20 protein-coding genes are annotated in these 23802 nt (G+C 68.3%); 4 read left to right on the top strand and 16 right to left on the bottom strand.

Features of this window, described 5'->3' with window-relative positions; translation table 11 throughout:
• Window positions 1-111: 111 nt before the first annotated feature.
• A complete protein-coding gene (locus AB0F51_RS38110; RefSeq protein ID WP_360288447.1) occupies window positions 112-645 on the bottom strand; it encodes a hypothetical protein in 534 nt (177 codons plus the stop codon).
• 462 nt (window positions 646-1107) lie between these two features.
• Here AB0F51_RS38110 and AB0F51_RS38105 point away from each other — a divergent pair, with 462 nt between their 5' ends.
• Together AB0F51_RS38105 and AB0F51_RS38100 are read left to right on the top strand one after the other, a co-directional pair.
• Window positions 1108-1572, top strand: coding sequence for a helix-turn-helix domain-containing protein (locus AB0F51_RS38105; RefSeq protein WP_360288445.1), 465 nt, complete (start codon window positions 1108-1110; stop codon window positions 1570-1572).
• A 97-nt stretch (window positions 1573-1669) separates the two neighbouring features.
• Window positions 1670-1903 (top strand): hypothetical protein, encoded by a 234-nt coding sequence (locus AB0F51_RS38100; RefSeq protein ID WP_360288443.1) that lies wholly within the window; start codon window positions 1670-1672, stop codon window positions 1901-1903.
• 201 nt (window positions 1904-2104) lie between these two features.
• On the opposite strand, the gene AB0F51_RS38095 is transcribed toward AB0F51_RS38100, so the two are convergent.
• On the bottom strand, window positions 2105-3106 hold the full coding sequence (locus tag AB0F51_RS38095) for a winged helix-turn-helix domain-containing protein (protein ID WP_360288441.1): 1002 nt from the start codon (window positions 3104-3106) through the stop codon (window positions 2105-2107).
• Window positions 3107-4060: 954 nt separating this feature from the next.
• Window positions 4061-4267: a hypothetical protein gene (locus AB0F51_RS38090; RefSeq protein WP_360288439.1), complete on the bottom strand. Its 207-nt coding sequence runs from the start codon at window positions 4265-4267 to the stop codon at window positions 4061-4063.
• Window positions 4268-4369: 102 nt separating this feature from the next.
• On the opposite strand from AB0F51_RS38090, the gene AB0F51_RS38085 reads away from it, so the two are divergent.
• Both AB0F51_RS38085 and AB0F51_RS38080 read left to right on the top strand, forming a co-directional pair.
• Entirely contained in the window at window positions 4370-4816 is a 447-nt protein-coding gene (locus AB0F51_RS38085; RefSeq protein WP_360288437.1) for an SRPBCC domain-containing protein, read from the top strand.
• A 205-nt stretch (window positions 4817-5021) separates the two neighbouring features.
• Window positions 5022-5906 (top strand): hypothetical protein, encoded by an 885-nt coding sequence (locus tag AB0F51_RS38080; RefSeq protein WP_360288435.1) that lies wholly within the window; start codon window positions 5022-5024, stop codon window positions 5904-5906.
• A 93-nt stretch (window positions 5907-5999) separates the two neighbouring features.
• Here AB0F51_RS38080 and AB0F51_RS38075 read toward each other — a convergent pair whose 3' ends face one another.
• Genes AB0F51_RS38075 through AB0F51_RS38015 form a run of 13 tightly spaced genes read right to left on the bottom strand, consistent with a single transcriptional unit; the run spans window position 6000 to window position 23767 of the window.
• The gene (locus tag AB0F51_RS38075) at window positions 6000-6674 is read right to left on the bottom strand and encodes a sugar transferase (protein ID WP_360288433.1); all 675 of its coding nucleotides are present in this window, start codon (window positions 6672-6674) and stop codon (window positions 6000-6002) included.
• A gap of 18 nt (window positions 6675-6692) precedes the next feature.
• The gene (locus tag AB0F51_RS38070) at window positions 6693-7772 is read right to left on the bottom strand and encodes a hypothetical protein (protein ID WP_360288431.1); all 1080 of its coding nucleotides are present in this window, start codon (window positions 7770-7772) and stop codon (window positions 6693-6695) included.
• A complete protein-coding gene (locus AB0F51_RS38065) occupies window positions 7769-9100 on the bottom strand; it encodes a polysaccharide biosynthesis C-terminal domain-containing protein (protein ID WP_360288429.1) in 1332 nt (443 codons plus the stop codon). The genes AB0F51_RS38070 and AB0F51_RS38065 overlap by 4 nt, the downstream gene beginning before the upstream one ends.
• The gene (locus tag AB0F51_RS38060; RefSeq protein ID WP_360288427.1) at window positions 9097-10392 is read right to left on the bottom strand and encodes an O-antigen ligase family protein; all 1296 of its coding nucleotides are present in this window, start codon (window positions 10390-10392) and stop codon (window positions 9097-9099) included. Before AB0F51_RS38060 ends, AB0F51_RS38065 begins: the two co-directional genes overlap by 4 nt.
• 4 nt (window positions 10393-10396) lie before the next feature.
• A complete protein-coding gene (locus tag AB0F51_RS38055; protein ID WP_360288425.1) occupies window positions 10397-11446 on the bottom strand; it encodes an aminoglycoside phosphotransferase family protein in 1050 nt (349 codons plus the stop codon).
• On the bottom strand, window positions 11443-11880 hold the full coding sequence (locus tag AB0F51_RS38050) for a hypothetical protein (RefSeq protein ID WP_360288423.1): 438 nt from the start codon (window positions 11878-11880) through the stop codon (window positions 11443-11445). The genes AB0F51_RS38055 and AB0F51_RS38050 overlap by 4 nt, the downstream gene beginning before the upstream one ends.
• The gene (locus tag AB0F51_RS38045) at window positions 11877-13031 is read right to left on the bottom strand and encodes a glycosyltransferase (RefSeq protein WP_360288421.1); all 1155 of its coding nucleotides are present in this window, start codon (window positions 13029-13031) and stop codon (window positions 11877-11879) included. The genes AB0F51_RS38050 and AB0F51_RS38045 overlap by 4 nt, the downstream gene beginning before the upstream one ends.
• Entirely contained in the window at window positions 13031-14050 is a 1020-nt protein-coding gene (locus tag AB0F51_RS38040; protein WP_360288419.1) for a hypothetical protein, read from the bottom strand. The genes AB0F51_RS38045 and AB0F51_RS38040 overlap by 1 nt, the downstream gene beginning before the upstream one ends.
• Window positions 14047-15291, bottom strand: coding sequence for a hypothetical protein (locus tag AB0F51_RS38035; protein ID WP_360288417.1), 1245 nt, complete (start codon window positions 15289-15291; stop codon window positions 14047-14049). Before AB0F51_RS38035 ends, AB0F51_RS38040 begins: the two co-directional genes overlap by 4 nt.
• Window positions 15292-15319: 28 nt before the next feature.
• On the bottom strand, window positions 15320-19549 hold the full coding sequence (locus tag AB0F51_RS38030) for a right-handed parallel beta-helix repeat-containing protein (protein ID WP_360288415.1): 4230 nt from the start codon (window positions 19547-19549) through the stop codon (window positions 15320-15322).
• 25 nt (window positions 19550-19574) lie between these two features.
• A complete protein-coding gene (locus AB0F51_RS38025) occupies window positions 19575-21035 on the bottom strand; it encodes an RtcB family protein (RefSeq protein ID WP_360288413.1) in 1461 nt (486 codons plus the stop codon).
• 33 nt (window positions 21036-21068) lie between these two features.
• The gene (locus tag AB0F51_RS38020) at window positions 21069-22553 is read right to left on the bottom strand and encodes a polysaccharide biosynthesis protein (protein ID WP_360288411.1); all 1485 of its coding nucleotides are present in this window, start codon (window positions 22551-22553) and stop codon (window positions 21069-21071) included.
• On the bottom strand, window positions 22550-23767 hold the full coding sequence (locus AB0F51_RS38015) for a DegT/DnrJ/EryC1/StrS family aminotransferase (protein ID WP_360288409.1): 1218 nt from the start codon (window positions 23765-23767) through the stop codon (window positions 22550-22552). Before AB0F51_RS38015 ends, AB0F51_RS38020 begins: the two co-directional genes overlap by 4 nt.
• Window positions 23768-23802: the final 35 nt, after the last annotated feature.

Here is a 23802-nt window from a genome sequence, read left to right as displayed (position 1 = left end):
ACCACCCCCGCCCCCCCCCCCCCCCCTCGGGGCGCTGCGGGTGGGTATTTCTCCCCGGCGCCCGCGCTGGTGCCCCGCCCCCCCCCCCCCGCCGCCTTCGCCAAGGAGCGACTACTTGCGTGTCCAAACGAAACCGAGCGGCCCGTCCACCCGCCAGCCTGCGGCTACGTGGCTCCTGACCGAGGCGGCACGAACGACGCGCCAGCCGACGCCGGCCTTGGAGACCCGATAGATTTTGACGCGGTCCGAGGCCGGGGCCATCGGCACTCGGCCGACAACGCCCTCATACCGCCACTTGCCCGACGCGCTCAGATTGTTCCGCTCTGTGGCCGACAGCGTCAGCAGGTACGACGCCCGGGACGTACTCCGCAGCCGGTACAGCGGAACGGTGCCGCGGAGCGCGGTGTTGGCGACATATCCGGGAACCTGCCCGGTGAACTTGAAACCGAGCCGCTGCGCGCGAAGGAACTCGGCCTGGTTCGCTGTGTAGAAGTATCCGGCGCTTCCTGCCGTTCGCATCTCGATCAGTTGGGTCCGGTACGTCGTAGCCGTCGTAGCCGTCGTAGCCGCCGTGGTGTCCTGGGTTGCGCCGGCGCTGTTGGCAACGACAACGCCGCCTACTGCCAAAGCAGTGGTGGTCACCATGGCGCCGAACCCCAGCACCTGACCCCGCCGAGATGTTCCGGGGAACTTCCACTTCATCACTTCACATGCCCTTTCATGACTTCCTGTGGATCGACCGACGTCCGGCACGCTAGCGGCCACAGGGACCATCGGGCGGTCCGGCCGGAACGATTCGAACAGTGTCAAACTGTTGGGTGCGGCATTTACCGCCATCTCCTGCACGCGCCGAAATATTCACCTGCAAAAGGCCCTTCGCTGAATTCATACCCGGGCTCCAGAGCGGGGGAGGGTTGCCAGAATGAGCGCACCGCTCTGTGCTGGAACCCGTTGGTTCGGTGGGGATGCTGCTGATGGCGGCGGCCGGCTCACCGCCCGGCGCTCACGACATCCCCGAACCGATTCGAGCAGGGTGGATTATTGTGATGCAAGCAGGGGAGGGATGTGACTTGCGTCCCGCAAGTCGTCGGTCGACGGAGGTATCGGATGCTTGGGCGGACGTATGACCGGGAGAATTGTTCGGCGGCCCGAGCGCTCGAGATCGTTGGTGAGCGGTGGAGTCTGCTGATCATCAGGTGTGCGGCCTTCGGCGGGGCGACGCGGTTCACGACCTTCCAGCGCAAGCTCGGCATCGCGCCGAACATCTTGTCCAACCGCCTCGACAGGTTCGTGGAGGCCGGTCTCATGCGCCTCCAGCCCCTCGCCTCCGAACCCGAGACCTACGAGTACCTGCTCACCAGCAAGGGCCGTGATCTCGTGCCGGTGCTCATCGCGCTCACCGAATGGGGCGATCGGTACGCCGCGCCCTCCGGCCCACCGGTCCGCTTCGAGCATGACGGCTGTGGCGGAACAGTTCACCACCACCTGAGTTGCGACACTTGCAGGAAAGAACCCACGCCGACGCAACTCGCCGCTCGCCCAGGGCCAGGCGCTCGCCCGGGCCAGTTCTGACGCACAGCAAGCTGTGCCCGACCCGGCGACATCGCTCAGTTGGACCGTAGCTCTGCGACGGCCGCGATCCTCGGGTACGACGAACGGTCACTACCGCATGCAGCTCGGTGAGGTAGAAGTGGCCGGAGGCAACTACGCCGCCGGACGCCCGGTGACCGCGAGCTCCTCGGCGGAGTACCTCGACAACGGCTGGCGTCGGGCTGCCCTGACCGACGGGATCACCCGGTCGGCACTCGGGTACTCGATGGGGTTCAGCACCGAGGCGCTGCCGATGGGAACGCCTGCCTCGGTGGGCGTGGATCTGGGCGACCTACGAAGATCAGCGAGGTGACCCTCGTCCCGCGCGATGGCGGCTCGGCCACGGGCGCTGGGTATCCGATCGCCTTTGCAGTCCAAACGTCTACGGACGGTCAGGCATGGAAGACTGTTGTCACTCGCAGCGGCCCGTGGGGAAAACCCGTTTCCAGCTGGCAGAGCTCGAGGTGCGCTGAGCGTACCGGCCGGTCCACGCACGTGCTTCCGTTTCGAGTGCTCAATCGTCTGCCGCAGGATGGATGTAGTGACCTTCCAAGAGACCCCGCCCGAGGGCGGTGGCGACGTGTACGACTGTTTTGCCATGGCGGTGTGACTCGATCAATCCGGCAGAACGCAGGGCCGATGCGTGGTAGCTGGCGGTGGCAAGCGTGATGTGGGTTGCCGTTGCCAGTTCGGTCGTAGTACGGCTGGACGTGGTCAGTGCAAGGACAGCAGCCCGAGTGTGGCCGAGCAAGTTGTCGAGACTCTGGCGTTGGTCGGTCGAGGCGCCAGTTGCCTGCAAAGGCTGGACTGTGTGATCAATCGGGTAGACCAGTACGGGAGCCAGGTCGTCGTTGAAGAGCTTGGTCGGTGACTTCCAGCAGAAGTAGGACGGTTGCAGCCGAAGCCCGCGCCCATCCAGCCACAGATCAGAATCAGTCGGGAACGCTGAGATCTCCAGCACCTGATCGCGCCAGCGCGCTGAGGGATGAATGCCCTCCAACAATGCCTCGACACCGCCGGCGGTCACCTCCGCAAGCCGTCGCTTCTGGTCGATGACAAAGGCGGTCTTCATCGATGGCCCGTACGGCGCCACGGCTACACCGTAAAAGGTTCTCACCAGTTGGCCGAGCTGGCGCATCGACTCAGGCTGGGCATCCGCCAGCTCGTGGACCCATGGTCGTGCCGACCGGCTGACGGCGAGATGGGACAGATCGGCGATGATGCGACGGCGAGGCACCGAGAGCATCTGCTCCAGAGCTTCCTCGAAGACGGCGGAGCCGGCCGGTGGGGTCAGAAAGTCCGCGGAGTATCCGATCGGTGGCGCGAGGACTGTGAGCGGACCGAGCGTGTCCGGAGACAGCCGGCGTCTTGTCCGCTTTCGCCATTGTGCGAAGTGATGAGTGCCATCGCTCATCTGCAGCATGTGCAGGCTGAGAAGTGTTTCCCACAAGGGATCCAGATGGTTCACCAGCGTGGTGCGGGCGAGATCCCCTGCAGTGAAGTGGATCCGCAGCATCCTGTACTCCTTGGCTGAGGCCACCAGATGGCGGATGTGGCCGCTGTCCTCGTAGGTGCCGGAGGGGAAGGGTGACCAGGCGCCGCAGGTCCTCGCTCATCCGCGTTCCGGTTGGTACCGCACGCGATGGCAGGGGCCGCTTGTTGCCTGATCCGGACCGGTGCCTAAAGCAACGGGCCGTCGTCGACAAGAGGAGTTTGTGCTTGCATCATGCAAGTCACCTTAACCAGCGGTGGTTTCATGATGCAAGTGCATTCGGCGTAGTAAGGCATGGTGAATCGCCCTCCTTTCAACCCGAGGCCGAACTGGTAAGTGCGCAAACCTGGGCTTTGCGAGCACGTTCGAGCATCCACGAAAGGCGGTCAGGGGTGTGGTGGCGGTAGGTTGGCCGAAATCGGACATCGCCCGGTTGAATTCGAACACGGTCTAAGTGATACGAATACCGGTCATCCAAGGGTCAACTCGTCGGCCTTTTCGACAAGATATTTGAAGGCCCGCGAACCACGACGTGCAGTCCCAGGAGAGCGCGGCTGACGATCATCGCGCCGATTCCAGCAGCCGATCACTTGGTCGTGGAGCGGTGTCCCGTGTAGGCACGCAAGAAACCTGGACAGCGCTGCGCGTGACACGGGTACATCGCTACGCGGACAGTTCGGTCACGTTCTTCTTCCAGGTAGGTGCGGCAGGCGTCTACCGGATCCGTGCGCGCGGCGCCAACGGGATGGGTACATCTTGCAGCCACAAGGTCGCGGCGAACAACGGACCGCCGTCCACGGCAATTTATCCGTCCTGCAGTTGGGATCTGACTGCTACACCGAACTGGACGCAATCGACATCAGCACTGTCCCGACCGCCTGACCCTCCAGCCGGGTCGCACACGTTCACCTCGGCTGTCACCGCGAGCGGGACGCCGCTGCCGATCAGTACGGTTCGCTTCCAGTCACAGGTGGACGGTCACCTCGCCGCCCGCACCGAGGTGACGGTGTTGCCGGTGGTCGTCGACGGGGCGACCCAGATCGGGTCGCTGACTATCGAGGTGTCGGGCGACGGCGGTACGACGTGGGCGCCGGCGGAGGTCGGGCGTACGGCGAACGACTTCACCGCTGTCTCCGCCACCCCACCCGGATCGGGGATCATCGAGAGTTCCACCGCGAGCTGCAACTTGTGGATTGCACGTCGTGAATTGATGTGCAATTGTGGGGTTGCACTTGGGGTGTGTAGCCAGGTGACAAGACAGTCATTGTGACGATGGAGGAACTCTTGATGAGCGAGGATCGGATCGAGCGGGACACCTTGATCGAGGCGTCTCTGGAGCGGGTGTGGTCGTTGGTGTCCACCCCCGGCTTCTGGGTGGCGGAAGAGGCGGCTGTGGCGGGGAAGGTGGCCACTGCGGGGGACTCGTTCGTCGCCAAGAACCCCAACCTTGGAGAGGTGGCGGTGCGGGTGGAGAAGGTCGATCCGCCGAAGTACGTGGCCTACCGCTGGGCGAGTGCGTTCCCCGGTGAAGACCTGCGGGACGACAACAGCACTCTGGTGGAGATCACGCTGGCCACGGAGGCCGGCAACACGCGGCTGAGTGTCGTCGAGACGGGCTTCGCGACGCTGGCCGGGGCCGAGGAGCTTCGTGAGAACGCGCTGCAGTTCAACACCGAAGGGTGGCCCCTGGTGTTCGACATGCTTCGCCAGCACGTCGAGCAGTCGGTGGCGTGACCAACGACCACTGCACGGAGGTCCGGCCGGCCGGCGTCCTTGGCTAAGCGCCGGCCGATCTGCCTCGCCCGGTCGCCAGGCGAGTTCTTGCCCGGACCGTCGTCAACGCCCGGGCCGATTTGGATCACTAAGTATGGCGCAACTATTGGGGCGGAGACTGCATCAAGCTCATGACGAAATCTCAGGGGAGAAGAGGACGACTTAGATGAGTTTGAAAAGAGTCTCCGCACTGATCGCGATGGCCTTGGTTGCCGGTGCGACCGCGGTTCCGGCGAGTGCGACTCCGACGGTTGCGGCCGGGGCGTCGGTCGATCCGTGCGCTATGTACGTCGGGGCGTTCGACGTGGCGGGAAACAGCGGTGGGGTGCGCGTGGTGGCGACCAAGCCGCCGACGGGGAAGCCGGGTAGCAAGGTCAAGGTGTTTCCGGTCAAGGAGAGCGCGGTTTGGTACGTCAGCGCGCTCACCGGCCAGTCCTGGTCATACGGCAAGGTGATCAGCGGAAGCGGCCTGTACGACGCGCAGATCAGCTGGGACGGTGTCGAGCCGGAGCCGGAGGTCACGTCGCACCGGCTCGGTGGCGGCTGGGACCGGTTCACACAGATCGAGGAGTCCCAAACCGGATATCTCCAGCGGGCCAAGTACTTCTACGGCCTGCGCGACGACGGCGTGCTGTTCCGCTGGAACCTCAAAGGTTTCAAGGCACTCGGCTCCTACCCGGGCTTCGCCTCGGTCAAGGCGATGACGATGATCAGCGGGACAGCCACCTACGACACGCTCCTCGCCACGACCCGCGGGGGTGCGCTCTACACCATCCGGATTCCGTTGACGTCACCGATGAAGCCCATCGTGAAGCAGGTCCGGGCCAAGGGCTGGGGGAGTTTCGACTCGCTGGTTGCCGCCAAGTGCGGCAAGCAGAGCACGCTGCTCACCGCGGTGGACCACGACACCGACTCCGCCTACCTGTACGCCGTAGGCCACGCCACCGGCCCCACCACCCCCATCCAAAACCTGGGCAAGATCCCCACCCCCTTCCCAGGCACCACGCACCACCCCGTCGCCGGCGAGACCGACGACCTCTTCGGCGAGTAGCCCCGAACACCTCGAGCCCCGGCGTCCCTGGCGATCGCCGGGGCTCGCTACGTTCGAGTCAGAATTCGCCGGAGCCCGATGTCGGTCCGGAGTTCAGGGCTGGAGTTGGCGTTGGGTGTCGGTCAGGCCGGCGATGAAGAGGGCTGTCAGTAGGAGGTAGTGGAACGTCCGCCTGAGGGTCGGACGGTGGAGATATTCCTGGTCCGCGGCTACTCGTAGCGGGACCAGCACCTGCAGGTAATAGCTCTCGACATCGGGCCAACTCGCGGGTGGCACGACGGACTTCTCGCGGTAGCGGAGCTGGGCCGGGCCGGTGAGGCCGGGACGGGCGAGCAGGATCGGGCGGCAGGACTCCGGGTAGCGACGCGCCAGGGCGTCGCTCTCCGGGCGCGGACCTACCAGCGTCATCTGTCCGGTGAGTACGTGCCAGAGCTGGGGGAGTTCGTCGATCGAGGTACGCCGCAGGAAGGCACCTAGCCGGGTGACCCGCACGTCCGACTCGGCGGTGACCTCAGGGCCTGAGGCAGCCACTCGCATCGTGCGCAGCTTGTACATCGTGAACCGCCGGGCGTTCTCGCCGACCCTGGACTGCCGGAAGAAGACCGGCCGGCCGTCGCTCAACAGGATGCCGATAGCAACTATTGCGATCAGCGGCAGGACTAGGACCGACGACAGCAGGGTGACGCAGATGTCGAGAATCCGTCGCGACCCACCGACGCCGTACTGGCCGGCAGTCGCCTTGCTCCGGGTGCGGGTGATCGGGGACATGGTGAGTTCCTCCTCTGGTCAGCCGGTGCCGGCGGCAACGAAAACCGCGGTGAAAGCGGCCGCGGCGAGGTCGCACTCCTGGTTGAAGGCGGCGGACTCGGTCGGCATCTGCGACGGGGTCATATGGGTCAGTAGTTGGGTACCCGCGGCGTGGCGCCGCGCGAGCTCGGTCCACAGTGGATTGGGGGACAGGCTCGGGCCGAGCAGGCTGACGGCCTTGCCCTGGTACTGCTGCCGCCAGGTCCAGATGTCAACGGCCTTCGCTCCGGCTGCGATCGGGACGTCGACGTAGGTTCGTGTGTCCTCAGCGGCTTGGCTGACGTCGCCCTGGTAGCCGTCCGGCTCGGCGAGCGCCTTGCGGGCCTGGAGGACGGTGAGCTGCGGCCACCCTTGAGCCTTGACCCTGCGCCACGCGTCGGTCTGAGCCTCGCTCTTGGTCAGACCCCACTTGGCGTACGTCGTGTCCTCGAGCAAGCCGGTGCTGAGATCGAGCCGGTCGATCAGGCCGGCTCGCAGATAGCTCTCGAGTGCCGCTGCCGTCGCTGCCGGATACTTCAGCCGGACGCGTTGCGCGCAGCCCTGCTGGTTGCTCCCGCGCCAGGGCAGGCAACCGAGTTCGGGCACGATCGCGTCGACCAGCAGCTGCTTGCCGGGGGCAACTTGCGCGAGCCGCGTCCTGGCGGCTTTCAGGAACTGGGTCGCGTCGGCCATCGTCTCCAGACCGTCGTTGTAGCCGATCTCGTCGGACACCTTGAAGCCGACGACGCCAGGCACTTTCGCGAGTTCGCCGAGCCGGACGATCGCCTGGTCGAACGAGGCCGGCCCCTCCAGCCACCGCTTGACCAGGTCGGTCTCCCACCAGATGGCAACGCCACGCTGGTTGAGCGCCGTCGCCAGAGCGACGTAGCGGTCCGCGCCGAGTCGGTGGACCGTCGGTGCTGACGGTGACGAAACCGATCCCGGTCCTTCGGTCGACTGAGTGGGCGGCACGGTGTTGGTGACGCCGGCTGGTGCCTTCGTCGGGTTGGCCTCGGGCGTCCCGCCGGAGCAGCCCGTGACCAACAGGGCAAGGAGCATGACGAGGGCCGCAGACTTCATGAGGAAACCTCGGAGATCGGTACTGCGGACCTGCTGTCGCGCGCGTTGCTGGGTCCGCTCAGCCTCAGCAGCAGGCCGATCAGCAGTGCGTCGGTGAACAAGTAAGCGGCAGTTGATGCGATGGCAGCACCCATGGCGCCGTGCTTGGGAATCAGCAGCAGGTCCAGCACGACCGTGATGACCAACCCGATGCCGAGGATGATCGAGTTGAGCCCCGGCGTCCCACGTCCGTACAGGTAGGCGCTGGCGACCCCGGATGCACCTGCGAGCAACATGCCCGCCAGCAGCACCCGCGCCGGAGCAACAGCCGAGCCGAACGACGCGCCGTACAGGAGTCGCATCACTGGTGAGGTGAGCAGCGCCACCGGAATCGCGGCCAGCAGGATGCCGATCAGCGTCGGCCGGATCATCCGCCGCGCCGTCGCTGCGGCCTCACGCTGCCCGAGCTTTGCCAGCCGGGGATAGAAGACCCAGGTCAACGCAGTGCCGGGCAGTCGCAGCAGCTCTGCGTACTTCGAGGCGACGGCGTAACCGCCCAGGACGGCCGGCCCCGCCATCGCACCCAGGATCGCGAAGTCCAGCCGGAGATTGAGCAAGGTCATGAGCCCACCGACCTGCCCGCGCAGCCCGTACGACGCGACCTGCCTGCCCAACTCGCGATCCGGCCGGCCGAACCACCCAAGACCGTTGCCCGACAATCCGTACCGCCGCCAGCCGAGCAGCCGGCTGACCCGGCGCCAGGCCTCGACAGCGACGACGAGGTCGGCGAGCGCGAGCCCGACCACGATGGCCGTGACTCCGTGGAACCCGATAAGCAGCGGCAACAAATAGCACGGCAGGAAGGCCAGTTCTTCGGCAGCGATCACCACATCGCCCCCGCGGCGATCCTCCAACCCCTGCAGGGCTGTCTTGCCCAGCGTGAGCAGCAATTGGGTCGGCACAGTGACCCCGGCCACTGCGATCAGCAGCGCCGGCTCGTCGGGGAAGAACAAGTGCGCGATGACCGGTGAAGCAACCAGCCAGACCACGGTACCAAGGAGCGCACCGCCGAAGCCGATGGCGATCAGCGTCGGCCACAGCCGCGGCAGGTCACGCCGCGGAGCCGCCAGGAAGTAGGCGAGAGCTCCAGGCAGGCCCAGCACACAGAGCACGCCGACGAGCCCGGGCAGCATCCGCAGCAACGCGTACTCGCCGACAGCCGACGGACCGCCGGTCCGGGCGACCAGCACGGTGGCGAGTGTCAGGCCGACGATCGCCAACGCCCGGGCGGATGTGTTCGCCACGACTGTCCGGAACAGCTCCGCGCTGAAAGGGATCCGGCCGCTCATCGGACCCGCTTCTTCTGCTGGTCGTGCAGCACGAGCACGAGCGCGCCGACGAGGCCCAGCCAGGTCCACAGATGCCGGAAATGGAGTACTTCGTAGAACCCGGCCGCCGTCGCCATGACCGGACCGATGACAGCCAGCAGCCAGGCTCTGGGAACCAGCGCGGCATAGGACTCCGGCAGGTCGCTGACGACGAGCCGGAAGCACCGGACGCCGATGGCTACGCCTAGCGCCAGCAGGCCGAGCGCCCCGATCAGCCCGCGTTCGAGCAGCGTCGCGAGGTAGTCGTTGTGTGCTTCCTTGACGTACGGCGCCTGGTTCGCGGCGAGGGTCGCCTTGGTCCGGGCGGGGCCGTAGCCGGCGGCGTCGCCCTCGAAGAAGAGGTTGGTGCCTTCGCGCACGATGGTGGCGCGCTCGCTGGTGGAGCTGCCGCTGCGGCCGAAGGAGTCGCGCAGCAACGGGACACTGCCGGCTGCCGCTTCACGGACCTGGCCCAGGTCGACCCGTGGCATGACGAACATGAACACGGTCCCGGCCACCAACACCGACGCGGCCAGCGTGGTGAGGCCGACCAGCGCACCCCTGCGCCGGTACCTGGTAATCGTCAAGGCGAGGACGAGTCCCACCAGCAGGGTTAGCATCGCGCCGTTGGAGCCGGTGAAGCCGATGGCCATCAGGACGAGGACGTAGGCGATCCGGCGTACGCCGGGAGATCGTGGGCACTTGCAGGCGGCCATGACGAAGAGCGAGACGACCAGGTAGTTGCCGGCCAGGTTCGGGTCGCCGAAGGTGTACGACGCGCGGACGCCGTTCTGGGCCGAGACCCCGCTGAGCGCGTTGAAACCCAGCAGGTAGGCCGCGGCCATCACGGCGGAGTAGACCGGCGCCGTCCGGCACCAGGCTCGGGTAACGGCTGACATGATCGCCGGGTTGTGACGGCCCATGGCCAAGGCAGCACCCCAGGCCAGCAGCAGTACGTCCTGTGCCAGTACGAGACCAACTCCGACAGGCGCTTGTGCGACGTACGCCGCGAAGGCGCCGCCGAGCAACAGGCCCGCAACGCCCAGCAGATAAGGCACATTGACGGGGAGGTGCTCGCGAACCGACCAGAGCAGGGCAAGTCCGATACAAACCGTCATGCCGACATCGGCCAGCGCGGTGTTGCCTGGACCCGCCGGAACGAGGAACGGGAGCAGGCAGACGGTCAGCCCCATCATGGTGGCGAGCACGTCGCCACGAGGCAGACCGGGACGGTTGATCCCGCCCGGCGTGCGTTGTGGAGCTGTGAGGGTCATCGGCTCACCTCTCATCCGGCTGCTCGGTGGGCCACAGCGGCAGCTTCGCCAGCAGGTCGAGGTGATCGCTGCCGAAGGTGTCGTCGTTCGCCAGCGCAGCTACCTCGCCCAGTCCGGCGAGTGCCGCGCTGTACCAGAGCTCAGGTGGCAGGCCGAGGGACGCGAGGCCGTTGCGAAGGTGCGAGCGGACCAGATCCGGTAGCCAGCCCTGGCCGAGCAGCCCGTAGCTGATGCCCGCGCCGAAGTCGGCCCGGCGCAAGCCGCTGTGCCGGAGTACACGGTGGCCGGGGCGCGTGTGGCGATCCAGGTAGAGGCAGTAGCTGACCGCGAATCGCACCAGGTCGCGCAACGGCCAGCCACTGTGCTCGCCGCCCTCCCAATCGACGACACCGGTGATCACGCCGTCGTCGACGAGGAGATTCCCGAACCAGTAGTCGCCGTGCACCATCGTGCGGCAGACCCGCTGATCACCCAACTGGTGATCCGCGGAACTCAGTCTGATCAACGCAGACTCGAGCTGCGGATGGCCGGGCCACCGCCGGCGCAGCTGGCCGGCCACCTCGTCGGCCCAGCGGAGCTGGCGTCGTTCGCCCGAGGTCGCGCTCTGGAACTGCCGGAGCCAACCGCCGGCCAGCGCGAAGTCGACAGCGACCCACCGGGCCTGGGCGGTGTGCAGCCAGTGGTGGTACGCGACGCTCATCGGCCTGCCCGGCAAGGCGGTCGAGACCAGCGCCGGCAGCCCGTCGCTGTCGAGCGTCTCGACGTACCGGGGGATCGTCTCGCCGAGCCTGCCGAGACCCGCGGCGCGCAGGTCGATCAGCATCTCGGTCTCGTGCCGGATCGCCGCGGCGGCCACCGCGGTGACCGGGATCTTGACGGCGATCGGGCCGGCCGGCCCGCCGGGGAAGGTGCCCGGCGCCGGCGTGACGATGAAGGTCATCTTGGCGTCGGGGTCGCGGGAGGCGGCGATCAGGACGCCCCGGGTGTCCGGCGTGAACAGCAGTTCGTGCACCGACCGGGGCCGGGGACGAATCGCTCGGCGTGCTTCGGTCATCGTCGTCTCCCCACCACAGCGCGGCCGGGTGCGACCCCGCCGGTCCAGCTCCAGGGCAGCCTCCGGGCCACGCTGAGCAGCGCCGACGCCGGCAGCGCGCTGACCGCGAGTCCCGGTGGGACGGTGGCGATCGTGGACCAGAAGTGCCGGACGGCAGGCCCGGTGTCGTCGATCAGGACGATCGGTCGCTCCAGGGTCGGCAGCACGATGAACTCGCGCTCGATCTCGATCGACAGCTCGCGTGCCAGCCGCCGCAACCGGCGGCGGCTGAACGGGCGCTGGTCGATCAGCACCACCTGCAGGTCCGGCTTCAGCTGGCCGGTCAGGTCCTCGCCGACAACCCGGGTGTCGATCTCCAAGGTGCCGAGTGGGCACAGCGTCATCCAGGGCGACGTCGCGAGCCGGGACGGTCCGGCCGGCTCTGCGTAACTCATCGCGCCACCAGACCGGCGGTCCGGCCACCCGAGTACACCTGGTCCAGTACCTCGGCCAGCCGCTCGGCATTGAAGGTAGCTCCGGCAAGCACCCGTCCTAGCCGGACGAGGCGCTCCGCGGTCCGGGGATCGTCCAGTACGCCGTCGATCGCCGCCGCAAGCAGTTCGGGCCGTCCCGGCGGTACCAGTACTCCGCTCTCGCCCGGGATCACCAGATCGGGGACGGAGTTGACGGCGGTCGCCACCACGGGCACGCCGCACCGCATCGCTTCGACGATGGCACACGGCAGTCCCTCGTAGCGGCTGGCCATCGCGAACACATCGAAGGCGGGCAGCAGCTCGGCGACGTCGGATCGCTCGCCGGCGAACACGAAGCGGTCCAGCAGCCCTGCCCGGCGGACGAGTTCACGGGCCTCGGGGAGCCCGGGCCCCGAGCCGATCCAGACGGCCGTCGCATCGCGGTGCCGCAGCTTGGCGATCGCGGCGATCAGGTGCTCCGGCGCCTTCTGGTAGTCGATCCGGCCGACCGTGCCGACGACCACACTCGTGTCGTCGAGGCCCAGCACGGCCCGGGCGGCCGCTCGGGACTGCTCGGTCTTCGGCACCGTGATCGCCTCGACGACGGGAGCGATGGTGCGCAAGGCCGACGGAGTGGCCAGTCCTCGGCGCAGCGCCTCTGTGGCGACGCCGCTGCCGATCGCGAGGACGGCATCGGTGATCTTGGCCAGCCTGCGTTCGATGGCGACGTACGCCGCCTTGCGCACCGGGTTCTGGAATTCGTGGAACGGGAAGCCGTGATAGGTGTGCACGATCAACGGGACGGCCGCGCGATGTGCGGCGACCCGGCCGAGCGCTCCGGCCTTCGCGCTGTGCGTGTGCACCACGTCGAAGCCGCCGGCCTCGCAGAGCATGGTCAGCTGACGCAGGGCAGTGCGGTCCTGGCGTGGCGACAGCGGCGAGACCAGCGAGGGTTCGACGACGACGCGGAAGCCCGCGGCCGCGGCTCGTTCGGTCAGCGGCCCGCCCTGCCCGGTGATGATGGTGACGGCGTAGCGGTCGGAATCCAGTGGCAGGACGCCGCGCAGGGCGACGCCACCGGCACCGGCGATGAAGCGGGTGACGATCTGCGCGACCTCGATCCGATCCGTCATCACGACACCCCGTTCGTCCGGACGGAGTCCAGGCACGGGCGCAGGAGCTCTGCCAGGCCGGCGCCCGGCTCGCGGCCCAGCCGGAGTTCCAGGCAAGGCATCCGGTGAGCGAGGGTGGCGGCGACCTCTTGGATCGGTGGGTGCGCCGGTCCGCAGCCGGTCGCCATCGCGACGACGGCGGCGGTCGACCAGAAGCGGCGCAGCTCGCCGGCGGAGTAGGTGCCGGTGACGAGGGCACGGGCCGCCTGGGCCTCGGTGATGGGCCGAAGGTGCGGATCAGGTTGCAGCCCGCGACGTACGACAACGATCAGCTCAGGTCGCAGGGAACGCATCCGCGTCTGCCATCCGTGCTCCCGGCGGCCGTGGAAGGTCTTGCGGCCGGTGAAGTCGGTCGCCGCGGCCGGCAACCGGATCGGCTCGGCCAGTCCGTAGGCGACGGTGCCGTCGCAGGCGGCGAGGTTGTCGCAAGTCGCCCGGCGACCGTCGGCCAGCTCGCGCGCCACCAGGCTGGACTTGCCGACGCCGCCGGGTCCGGCCAGCAGGACGGCAATCCCGTCGATCTCCACGACCGACACGTGCAGCGGCGCGAAGCCTTGCTGCATGGCCAGCCACAGGGCCGGGTAGTGCAGGAGCACCTGGCCGGTCAGTGCATGGTGCCTGGTGGGAAGCAACCGCGCCGCGGCCGCTTCCTTCGCCGACGGCGTCCAGCGGCTGAGGACCCGCAGGCCGTCCTCGTCGATGGACCACAGTTGGCTGAATCCGGAGCCGCCCGCGCTGTCGAGGACCGCCTCGCGCCGATCGGTGGCCCAGACGCCGCGGGTGATCGGCTCGCAGCCCGAGGTGTCGAACGGTCGCTTGCCCGGCTCCAGCGAGAGGACGAGATTGGGCAGGTCGTCGCCGTCGCGCTCAGTCCCACCGGTGGCCGCGAGCAGCATGGCGATCGCGGGTGCGGATCCCTCGACGGCCACCCGCTGACCGGCGGTGTGGAGCACGGTGCGGGCGACCGGCGGGACGCTCACGCTGACCTGCCGAAGCGGCGCTTGGCGGGACCGTTGACGATACCGAGTACCGGCCAGCGGACCGCCTTGAGGACGTCGTCCAGATCGTCGAGCCGGCGCAGCAGGACTGTGCCGCTCGACACCACCACCACGCCCGCCGTCATCTCGTCCTGCGGGGTGACCGCCGACAATCCGGTGAATCGGACATTGGCGAACGGAGCGTCGAGCTCGAGGACGCTCGGTTCCCCGGACTCCTCGATCCCGCCAGGCGAGGTACTCCTCGCCCGCTGTGGCGCCGACGCGAAGCCCGACACGGCGAACAACAGCTGGCTGACCGTGTCGGCGTCGGATTCGTCGGCACCCATCAGGACGACCGCATCGACACCTTGCCGGCGCGCTGCCAGCGCCATCGTGTTGCGCAACGAGCTGATCTCCTCCGAGGACTTGCCGAGTACCGGCGCCTCCAGCAGCCGCGCCAGGGCACGAACACTCGCCACCCGCGGCCGCATCGTCTCCAGGATCGCGGCAGCGGTCAGCCCCAGGACCAGACCGAGCAGCAACGCGAGTGCGGCCTGGGGAAGCATCGGCGACGGGACCTGACTGATCTCCGGCTTGTTGCCGACCGGTACGACGATGTCCCGGGTCGCGTCAGCGATGGTCAGCGAAGCCCGTTGAGTGGTGAGTTGGGTGAGCAGCTGGTTGGCCGACTGGATCTGGGTCTGGATGTCTGCGCGCGCGGTGATGTCGGCGATGCCCTTGAGCTGCAGGGCGAGCTTGTTCCGGTTGGCCGTGGCGGCGTCCACCTGCTCGTCGAGCTTGCTGACAGCGGCGTTGAAGGCGGCGCGGTCGCCGTTGTTCATGAAGAGAGCGACCCGCTCGGCCAGCGCCGCGACGATCTGCCCGGCAGCGACCGGATCCTTGTCGGAGACGCTCAGTTCGACGATCGACGACTCGCCGAGCCGCCGGGCCGCGACATGCGTTGTGGCGAAGGTGGCCACATCTCGTTGCGCGCCGGCTTGAACGAGCGCGGCGTTCAGCAGGCCGGGAGTCGTCGCCAGTGCGAGCACCCGGCTGCTGATCCCCTCGGCCTCGGTCGCGGATCGTGGCGCGCTGGAGACGACCTGGAGCCGCACCGACGCCAGGGACACGGGCGGCTTGCTCGCCTGGAACACGATCGCCGCGGCGACCGGCAGCAGCACGCACACCAGGATGATCCCCAGGTGGGCCCGCACGATCCGACGGAACATCTCTTCGATGGTCATCGTTGTGCCCTTCGTCCGATGGCGTGCCTCACAGCAGCACCAGCACTGTCTTCGTGGCCGAGCTGGACAGCCCGACCGTGTCCGTCACGGTCACCGTCACCACGAACAGGCCGATCGAGTTGTAGGTGCAGGTGGTGGTCGGGGTGGTCTGGACCGGCTTGGCCGGTCCGGTGCCGCAGCTGAACTGGTAGGTGGCGATCGGCGACTTGTCGACGCTGGTCGAGCCGGAAGCATCCGCGGTGACGGACTGCTTCAACCTGATCGAGGACTTGTTCAGCCTGAGATCCGCGACCGGCGGCACATCGGCGAGGATCTTGACCTCGGCCGTCGCTGAACTCGTCAGGCCGCCCGTGTCGGCCACCGTCACCCGGGCGGTGAAGGTGCCCGCGTTCGGGTAGCTGCAGGTGTAGGAAGATGTCGACAGCGCACCCGAGGTCTGGCCGTTGCCGCAGTCGAACGTGTAGCCGGCCAGCGGCCTGCCGTCGGCGTCCGAGGACGCGCCGGCGTTGAGAACGACCTGCTGCGGCCGGTAGGCCTGGGTCGGCGTTGCGGTGATCCGTGCGGTCGGTACTCCGTTCGGCTCCACCACGATCGGCGCACTGGTCCACGTGTCACTGAGTCCGGCCGCGTCCGTCACCGTGAGCGTCGGCGTGAAGGTACCGGCTGCCGGGTAGCGGCAGATGCCCCTCGACGTGGCCAGCACCGTGCCGTTGCCACAGACGATCTGGTACGCCGTGATCGGTGCGCCGAGGGCCACGCTGGTCGATCCGTCGACGGTGACGTCCACCGGAGCGAAGAAGCCGGCCGTTGGTGTGATGGTGGCGCGGGCCGCCGGTCCGACGAACTCGAAGGCACCGAGGTCGGCGAACGGGATCGGTCCGGCGCCCGTGTTCGCGATCGCCGGGTGATCGGCCGGAGCCATGCCATCGCGGTCGGTACCGGTCCAGCCGGACACCGCGGTGTCGGCGGAGTCGATCGCGGGCGACTGGCCGGTCAGGTGCAGGTCGCGGCCGGTCAGGTTCACGAAGCGTGGATCGGCCGCCTTGCCGGCGGCCTCCTGTCCACTCGCGGCCCGGAAGGCGGCGATCGTGGTGTAGGGCTGCGAGGCCCACTCGTACAGGGGGCCGTTGGCCGCTGTCTGGAACACCAGGTCACGGTCCAGCGTGGTGCCCTGACTGGATGCCTCGTCCACCCGGATCTCGCCGATCGTCCGGGTGCTGCCGACGGCGTTGTCCATCGCCACGTTGTTCCGGCTGGTGGAGTTGGTCGAGCCGCCCTCGAAGTTGATCCCGGCGGTCGCGTTGCGGACGACGGTGTTCGACAGCACCGTGGTGCCCGGCGCGAACGAGGTGTCGATGCCGTGGTCGCCGTTGTCGTGGACGACGTTGCGGCGGATCGTGGTACCGGTCGAGCCGCTGTACGACTCGATGCCGGAGTCGTCGTTGCCCCAGGAGTGGTTCGCCTCGACCAGGGTCTGCCGCGAGGAGGCGCTGACGTCGACGCCGGTGGCGACCCGGGTGGCCAGCCGCTTGTTGAGGTAGGTGGTCACCCCGGCCACCGTGACCCGGGTGCTGCCCTGCACGCTGACGCCGTGGTGCTGGTTCTCGTGGGTCACCGAGTTGCGCAGTTCACTGTCGGTGGAGTTGAAGAACCGGACGCCGATCGAGAGATTGAAGGCGGACCGGATGCCGGTCAGGCGTGCGTTGCTCGAGGCGTCGACCGTGATGCCGGGAGCGCCGGCCTGGGCGAGGTCCAGATCGCCGAGGGTGATTCGCTGGGTCCGGTCCAGGGTCACTCCGCTGAAGTTCTGCTGGCGGATCGCGAATCCGGAGACCGCGATGTCACTGACCTGGCGGAGCAGGATGCCGAAGCTGCGAGCGCCCGCTGCGACGGTGTGATCCGCTGCCGGGTTGGTGCCGCCGGTGTCGACGTACAGGCTAGTGGTGGCGGCATCGTAGAACCAGCTGTTCGGCGTGGTGGCGGTGGCACTGATTGCCTTGGGCAAGGGCCGGCCGTCGAGGAAGACCTGGGTGGGAGTGACCGCGAAGGTGTGCTTCCAGGCGGGTGTGCTGGTAGCGGTCCAGCCGGCCGCGTCGGAGACGTCGTTGGTGCCGACGATGACGGCGCTGGGCGAGGTGGCCTTCAGCGTGATCGGGTTGGCCGGCTCGCCGCTCGCGGTGATCGCGACCTGCTCGCGGTACTGGCCTGGTCCGACCAGAGCGGTGTCGCCGGCGAGCAGCTTCTTGGCGGCTGTCCCGATGGTGCAGAACGGCGAGGCGGCGGTGCCCGGACCGGTGTCGGTGCAGGCGGGGTTGGTCTGCTCGACCGAGTAGGTCTGGACCGGCCGGGTGCTGACCACCTCCTGCGAGCTCGCGGAGTCGGTGAGGCCTGCGGCGTCCGTGACGGTGACGGTGACCGCGTAGCTGCCTGGGCCGGCGTAGGTGTGAGTGGCCGTCGGCGTGGGTTGCGGGCCGACGATCGTGCCATCGCCGAAGTCGAAGGTGTACGACGCGATGCCGAACAGGTCGGCGTCGCTGGAGCCGCTCGCGTCCGCCGTCACCGGGATCGACGGCGGCGTGCTCACCGCGGCCGGGTCGAGGATCAGCGCGGCGTGCGGGGCGTAGTTCGTCGTACCGGCGACCGGCTGGAACTCCAGCGCACCGCGGTCCGCGTACGCCGGGCTGCCGGCGCCGGTGTCGGTCACGATCGGGTCGTCGGCGAGTTGGTTGCCGGCAGCATCGACGGGCCGGAAGCCGGTGACCGCCGAGTTCGCCGAGTCGACGGCGGTCGAGCCGCCGGTCAGCCGGAAGTCGCCCGAGGCGGGGTCGGCCAGATCGGGGTCGATCGAGGAGCCGTGGCTCTCCTGGCCGCTGGCCGTGGCGTACGCGGACAGCTTCGGATAGATCGTCCCGCCGACCTTGGTGGTCGGAGCGGTTGTGTGGTTGTAGGCCGTGTCGTGGTCGGCGCTGAAGCCGGGCAGCGAGCCGGCGTCGACGTACAGGTTGTACTCGGTGGCGGTGACGCCGTTGTCGACGAGCAGGTTGTTGGCCAGCGTCGCACCGGTGGAGACCCCTTCGACCGAGATGCCGTCGCGGCGGTTCGCGTAGGAGGTGTTGTTCAGGTAACGGGCTCCGGTCGAGGCCAGCGTGTCGAAGCCGTGGTCGCCGTTGGCGTAGGAGATGTTGCGAGCGACCAGCGCGCGATGGGAACCGCTGTACACCTGCACGCCGGTGTCCTGGTTCTGGTACGTGATGTTGCCGATGACGGTGTTGTCGGGGGAGTTCGTGTTCACGTCGATGCCTGCCGAGGTGGCGGCCGGGTTGACGGAGGTGTTCGCGTAGCTGGTGTTGCCGGCGATCAGGTTGTTCGACGAGGTGGACAGGCCGATGCCGTGCAGGCCGTTGTGGTGGCTGGCCGACCCGGTCACGGTGACTCCGCTGGACGCGGCGATCCGGATCCCGGTCGACAGTGATCCGTCGACAGCAGCAGCACGAACGATGGTGCCGCCGCCTGGCGAGCTGTCGATCAGGATGCCGTTGCCGGCCGACTGGGACGCGGTGACGTGATCGACGGTGGCGGCGGCCGAGGTCAGCAACCGGACGCCGGCCAGGTTCGGCCGGTCGGTCTGGATGTTGCTGATGGCAACGTTCGACCGGCTGCTCGCGGTGATGCCGAACGACTGGGCGCCGGCTTCGACCTGGTGGCCGTCGCCGGGGTTCGGGCCGCCGGCGTCGACGTACAGGACCTTGGCGGTCACGTCGTAGAACCAGCTGTTCGCGGTGGTGGTGGTCGCCGAGGTCGCGGCGGCCAGGCGCCGTCCGTCGAGGAAGACCTGCCGTGGCACGGACGGCGGCGCGTACGGCGTACTCCAGGCCGTAGTGCTCGTCGCGGTCCAGAGTGCCGCGCTGCTCAGGGCCCGGGTGCCCAGAATGACAACGCCCGGTCCGTCACCGATGACCGTAATCGGATCGGTGCTGGTGCCGGAGGCGTTGATGGTGACTTGCTCGCGGTACGTACCGGGCGCGACGTGCACGGTGTCGCCCGGCACGATCGCCTTCTTGGTTCCTTGGGAGATCGTGCAGAACGGAACGGCCTGGGTGCCTGCGGTGGCCAGAGTGTCGCTGCAGTTGGCCGCGCCGTTGTTCACCCAGTAGCCCGCGCCGGCCGCTGCCGCCGGACTGCCGCTCACTACCAGGCCGGCCGCGGCAAGGATCATGACCGATCCGGCCGCCAGCTGCCGCTCGAGCCGTCTGTGCATGATCTCTCCTGCGTCTGGAAGCGGGTCAGTGGAGTACGGCAACCGGCCGCATCCGCGCGACCGGCTTGACCAGCCCGTTACGGACGAGGACGTCGAGCGCGGCGTCGACGCCGCGGTCGTCGAAGTGGTAGGCGTCGGTCGGAGCGGCGCCGTCGTAGCGGTAGCGCCGGGTCTTGCGGCCCATCGGGTCGTTGTCGGAGACGCCCCGGGTGACCAGATCGCTCACCACCGTGCCGGCGCCGTGACAAGCGGAGTACAGGCTGGTGGCCGCCTTGTCCCCGGTCACCGCGAGGTAGCTGGAGGTGCGATGCGTGCCGGGCAGCAGGACGGCCTGACCGGTGTCCGCGAAAGTGGTTCCGGGCGTCATCATGGAGGCAGGGAAGGCCCGGCAGGAGTTGTGCCGATGGACCACCGCGAGCGATCCGTCGACCGGCTCCTCGTAGATGCTGTTGTGCGGTGAGTCGACGACGAGTCGCCCAGTGGCGCCGCCGAAGGACTCGGCAGCGACCTTGCGGAGCGCCGCGTAGGTCGCGGTACGGAAGGCGAAGCCGTAGTTCATCGCTGCCGCGGTGGCCAGCATCAGTCGCTGACCCTCGTCGCCGGCGAGCTCCAGCGGCGGGCAACCATCGGTGAAGTAGAGGCTCAGCCGGGACTTGAGCTGGGCGAAAGACTTCGCGGAGCGCAGGTGGAACCACGGCTTCAGGACCGCGTTGACGGCCTGGATCTGGCGCGGATAGTCCTTGCGGCGGAAGAAGAGCCGGCCGATCTCGCCGGCGAAGACGCCGCCGCCGCCGTGGTACTGGATGGTCAGCTGACCTTCCTTCACCCCCAACTTGGCGGCCCGCTCCGGGTCCAGGATCTCCTCGACCCGCTGGAGCTCGACGAAGTGGTTCGACGGGCCGACGGTGCCGAACCGGTACCGGGCCAGCTGGAAGGCGACGCCGGGGAGCTCGGACTGGAGCCGGTCGATTCCGCCGTACCGTTCCAGCTCGATCCGGCCACCTTCTTCGATCCGCTCCAGATCGTCAGCGGGTGCGCCCCAGCGTTCGACACTGAACTCCGAACCGTTCTCGACCGCTCTGACCACCTCGGAGCGGGTCAGCTCGCGGGCGCGCTGGGTAGGGTAGGGGTAGCGCTCGCGAACGGCCCGCATGAAGGTGTCGATCGCCCGCTCGTCTGGTAGCTCGGAGTCGACGGCGATCAGCGCCATCCCGCAGTTCACCGACGAACTGGTCAGATCGGGACGGATCGTGCCGATGGTCGCGACCGCGACGCTGGACGGCAGCTCCATCGTCGACTTGTGGTGGAAGTCGGGCAGGACGACCGGTGGTGCTGCCAGGTCCACGCCCTCGACCCGATGACGCAACGCCGAGACTGTGGCGTGGTCAGCCGGTAGCAGGCTGGGGTCATCGAAGACCGTCGGGGGGTCGAGGACGGTGGAGTCGAGGACGCGGACGTTCACTGGTGGCCGTTGCTGAGTGGTCATCTCTGCTCGCAGTCGTGATCGATGGTGACGTGGTCAGAAGTCGTCCGGGTACGGCGCGCCCGCGGTGACCGCGGACACCAGGCCGGGAGCCGGGGTGTACTCCGGGACGAGGTGGCGCAGGTGCCGGAAGACCTCGTCGGGACGGTTGTGCGAAGCCGCGTCGTACAGCTCGCGCAGCCCGGCCCGGAAACCCGGCACCGCGTGCGGCGGCTTCGTCATCGAGATCCGCGGGTGATCGGTCGGCAGCGCTTCCTCCTCGCGGCCGAACAGCTCCTCGCTCAGCTTCTCGCCGGGACGCAGGCCGGTGTAGCGAAATGTCACGTCGCGGATGTTGAGCAGGTTCGCGAAGTTGCGGACCAGGTCGACGATCCGGACCGGTTCGCCCATGTCCAGCACGTACGTCGACGAACCGTCGGCCATCCGGGCGGCTTCGAGGACCAGCCCGACGGCTTCCTCGATGGTCATGAAGAAGCGGTTCACGTCCGGGTGCGTGACGGTCACGTCCGCGCCGCTGGCGAGCTGGTCGCGGACCACGTCCAGGAGCGAGCCGCGGCTGCCGAGCACGTTGCCGAACCGGACCGCCGTCAGCACGGTGTCCGAGCCGTGGTGCGCCTCCAGGACCAGCTCGGCCAGCCGTTTGGTTGCCCCGAGCACCGAAGCCGGGTTGGCCGCCTTGTCGGTGGAGATCAGCACGAACCGCTCGACGTCGTACTCGATCGCGGCCTCGACCAGGTTCTCGGTGCCACGGACGTTCGACTTCACGCCCTCGCAAGGGTGCCGCTCCAGGACCGGCAGGTGCTTGAGCGCCGCCGCGTGGAAGACGATCTGTGGGCGGTGGTCGCGGAACAGCTGGTGGATCCGCTCGCCGTCGCGGATGTCCGCCACCACTGTGCTTTCGGTATCGAGCAGGGCCTCGCCCCAGAGGTCGAGCTGAGTGCGGTGCAGATTCGACTCGTCGTGGTCCAGCATGATCAGCTCGGCAGGCCTGAAGCCGTAGAGCTGCCGGCACAGCTCGCTGCCGATCGAGCCGCCGGCGCCGGTCACCAGGACCCGCTTGCCGGCGATGGCCCCGGCGGCGCCGCGGCTGACCACGTGCATCTCCGGTCGCCCGATCAGCGGCCCGACCTGCAGTGCGCGCATGTCGGTACCGGCGATCTGCCGCTGAAGCGCCGACAGGAACGGCGGCAGGTGGAGCACGGTGACGCCCTGCGCCGTCGCCCGGAGGCCGAGCTGCTTCACCTCGTGCGTCGGCATCGACGGGATGGCGACCACGACCACGTCGACCCGGTTGCGCTCCAGGATGTCCTCGAGGTCTGCCAGTGTTCCCAGGACGCGGCGTCCACCGAACCGCCGGCCCTGCTTGGACTCGTCGTCGTCCAGGAAGCCCACCGGCTCCAGCCCGAACGAGCTGACCCGGTGCAGGTCGCGGGCCAGGGCAAGGCCGGCCTCACCGGCCCCGACCACGATGGTCCGCAGCAGGTTCTTCTCGTCTTGCCGTAGCAGCACAGGCTGACTCATTCCGTTTCCTTTCTGGAAAAGCGGCGGTGCGTGACGTCTGCCAACGCGTCGCACACGGCATCGATCTGGCCGTCGGTGAGACGGGGATGGATCGGTAGTGACAACAACTGCTCGAACAGGGTGTCGGCGCCGGTCATCCCACCTGGGGGGATCGACGCGACCTGACCGAAGTACGTGAGCTGGTGGACCGGGATGAAATGCACCGAGGTGCCGATTCCCCGTCCCGCCAACTCGGCGATCACCTCGTCCCTCTCGATCCCCGCAGCCAGCCGGATCGGGTAGAGGTGCCACGCGTGGGTGCCGATTCCGGGCGCGGGGCGGTGGGGGAGTGCGACCGCCGGTAACACGGACAGTTGGGCGTCGTAGCGGGCGGCGACCCGGGCCCGGCGCTCCTGCCACCGGGGCAGGTGCGTGAGCTGTGCACGCCCCATCGCGGCCTGGATGTCGGTCATGTTGGCCTTCAGGCCGGGCTCGGCGACGTCGTAGCGCCAACTGCCGCCGGGCAGGTACCGGCGCCACGCGTCGGCGGTCATCCCGTGTAAACGGGCCTGATGCAACCATCCGGCCCGGTCCGGATCGTTGGTGGTGATCATGCCGCCCTCGCCGAGCGGCAGGTTCTTCGTCGCGTAGAAGCTGAAACAGGTCGCTCCGCACTGCGAGCCGATGGCCGTCGTCCCGTCGTACGTGCCGATCGCATGGGCAGCATCGACGACGATCTGGTCGAGCGTGAGCCCGGCGGCCTCGGCCAGCGCGGGCACGTCCGCGAGATCGCCGGCCCAGTGCACAGCGGTCATCGCCGCCGGTTGTCCGAAAGCCCGTACTGCGTCGCGCACGGTGGCGGGCGTCGGCATTCCGGTGACGGCGTCGACGTCGACGAGGACCGGTTGCAGTCCGGCGTGCACGATCGCCTGGACCGCGCCGCAGAACGTCATCGTGGAGGTGAGGACGAGTGATCCGCGCGGCAGACCGAAGGAGCGCAGGGCGAGCTCGATCCCCTGTGTACAGGACGAAACCGCGATCGCGTGGCCGGCCCCGACGTAGTCGGCGAACTCGGCCTCGAAGGCGGCCACCTCACGGCCGGTGGTCACCCAGCCGGACCGGAGTACGCGGAGTGCGGCGTCCTGGGCCGTGGTGGTGATGTAGCAGTCCGCGAACGGCACCTCGACCTCTTCGGCCGGTACGGCGCGCGGCGCAGCGTTGATTCGGGTCGTCATCCCGGTAGCCCCCCTCAGAGCCCTTGCTTTGACCT

Origin of the sequence: Kribbella sp. NPDC023855 (assembly GCF_040639475.1) — a bacterium.
Taxonomy (GTDB): domain Bacteria; phylum Actinomycetota; class Actinomycetes; order Propionibacteriales; family Kribbellaceae; genus Kribbella.
This window is presented reverse-complemented; position numbering and strand designations above follow the sequence as displayed.

Excerpts from the sequence above, each read along its gene's own strand:
- AB0F51_RS38110 (WP_360288447.1), bottom strand. The coding sequence starts at position 645 with ATGGTGACCACCACTGCTTTGGCAGTAGGCGGCGTTGTCGTTGCCAAC.
- AB0F51_RS38105 (WP_360288445.1), top strand. The coding sequence starts at position 1,108 with ATGCTTGGGCGGACGTATGACCGGGAGAATTGTTCGGCGGCCCGAGCG.
- AB0F51_RS38100 (WP_360288443.1), top strand. The coding sequence starts at position 1,670 with ATGCAGCTCGGTGAGGTAGAAGTGGCCGGAGGCAACTACGCCGCCGGA.
- AB0F51_RS38095 (WP_360288441.1), bottom strand. The coding sequence starts at position 3,106 with ATGCTGCGGATCCACTTCACTGCAGGGGATCTCGCCCGCACCACGCTG.
- AB0F51_RS38085 (WP_360288437.1), top strand. The coding sequence starts at position 4,370 with ATGAGCGAGGATCGGATCGAGCGGGACACCTTGATCGAGGCGTCTCTG.
- AB0F51_RS38080 (WP_360288435.1), top strand. The coding sequence starts at position 5,022 with ATGAGTTTGAAAAGAGTCTCCGCACTGATCGCGATGGCCTTGGTTGCC.
- AB0F51_RS38075 (WP_360288433.1), bottom strand. The coding sequence starts at position 6,674 with ATGTCCCCGATCACCCGCACCCGGAGCAAGGCGACTGCCGGCCAGTAC.
- AB0F51_RS38070 (WP_360288431.1), bottom strand. The coding sequence starts at position 7,772 with ATGAAGTCTGCGGCCCTCGTCATGCTCCTTGCCCTGTTGGTCACGGGC.
- AB0F51_RS38065 (WP_360288429.1), bottom strand. The coding sequence starts at position 9,100 with ATGAGCGGCCGGATCCCTTTCAGCGCGGAGCTGTTCCGGACAGTCGTG.
- AB0F51_RS38060 (WP_360288427.1), bottom strand. The coding sequence starts at position 10,392 with ATGACCCTCACAGCTCCACAACGCACGCCGGGCGGGATCAACCGTCCC.
- AB0F51_RS38055 (WP_360288425.1), bottom strand. The coding sequence starts at position 11,446 with ATGACCGAAGCACGCCGAGCGATTCGTCCCCGGCCCCGGTCGGTGCAC.
- AB0F51_RS38050 (WP_360288423.1), bottom strand. The coding sequence starts at position 11,880 with ATGAGTTACGCAGAGCCGGCCGGACCGTCCCGGCTCGCGACGTCGCCC.
- AB0F51_RS38045 (WP_360288421.1), bottom strand. The coding sequence starts at position 13,031 with ATGACGGATCGGATCGAGGTCGCGCAGATCGTCACCCGCTTCATCGCC.
- AB0F51_RS38035 (WP_360288417.1), bottom strand. The coding sequence starts at position 15,291 with ATGACCATCGAAGAGATGTTCCGTCGGATCGTGCGGGCCCACCTGGGG.
- AB0F51_RS38030 (WP_360288415.1), bottom strand. The coding sequence starts at position 19,549 with ATGCACAGACGGCTCGAGCGGCAGCTGGCGGCCGGATCGGTCATGATC.
- AB0F51_RS38025 (WP_360288413.1), bottom strand. The coding sequence starts at position 21,035 with ATGACCACTCAGCAACGGCCACCAGTGAACGTCCGCGTCCTCGACTCC.
- AB0F51_RS38020 (WP_360288411.1), bottom strand. The coding sequence starts at position 22,553 with ATGAGTCAGCCTGTGCTGCTACGGCAAGACGAGAAGAACCTGCTGCGG.
- AB0F51_RS38015 (WP_360288409.1), bottom strand. The coding sequence starts at position 23,767 with ATGACGACCCGAATCAACGCTGCGCCGCGCGCCGTACCGGCCGAAGAG.